The organism is Erwinia persicina NBRC 102418, from assembly GCF_001571305.1.
Classification (GTDB): Bacteria; Pseudomonadota; Gammaproteobacteria; order Enterobacterales; family Enterobacteriaceae; genus Erwinia; species Erwinia persicina.
This window is the reverse complement of record NZ_BCTN01000064.1, coordinates 1-727: the sequence shown is the minus strand read 5'-3', so window position 1 is coordinate 727 and position 727 is coordinate 1. Positions and strand designations below refer to the sequence as shown.

1 protein-coding gene is annotated in these 727 nt (G+C 58.2%); it reads right to left on the bottom strand.

From position 1 onward, the window contains the following. A partial coding sequence (gene clpX, locus EPE01S_RS22675; RefSeq protein WP_072277540.1) for an ATP-dependent protease ATP-binding subunit ClpX occupies positions 1-727 on the bottom strand: 727 nt, incomplete at both ends.

Sequence of the window (727 nt, the reverse complement as noted above, 5' to 3'; positions counted from 1 at the left end):
CACGGAACTCCAGCTCCACGCCTTCCAGGTTGAACAACGCCTGGTACTGTTTGGTCAGGGCATTTTTAGGTTCACGCAGGATCTGGATCAGCGCGTCCTCGCTCAGTTCAGTCAGCGTTGCCACCACCGGCAGACGGCCGATGAACTCCGGGATCAGACCAAACTTGATCAGATCTTCCGGCTCCACCTGAGCCAGCAGTTCGCCTTCAGTGGCCTTTTCTGACTTGCCCTTCACCGACGCACCAAAGCCAATGCCGGTGCCGGTGTCCACGCGCTGCGACACCACTTTGTCCAGGCCCGCAAACGCGCCACCGCAGATAAACAGAATTTTCGAGGTATCCACCTGCAGAAACTCCTGCTGCGGATGCTTGCGACCGCCCTGCGGAGGCACTGCCGCCACCGTACCTTCGATCAGCTTCAGCAGCGCCTGCTGCACGCCTTCCCCCGAAACATCACGGGTGATGGACGGGTTATCTGACTTACGGGAAATCTTATCGATCTCATCGATATAGACGATACCGCGCTGGGCTTTCTGCACGTCGTAGTCACACTTCTGCAGCAGCTTCTGGATGATGTTTTCCACATCCTCACCGACATAGCCGGCTTCAGTCAGCGTGGTGGCATCGGCCATGGTAAACGGCACGTCCAGCAGGCGCGCCAGCGTTTCCGCCAGCAGCGTTTTACCGCTGCCCGTCGGGCCGATCAGCAGAATATTACTTTTGCCCAG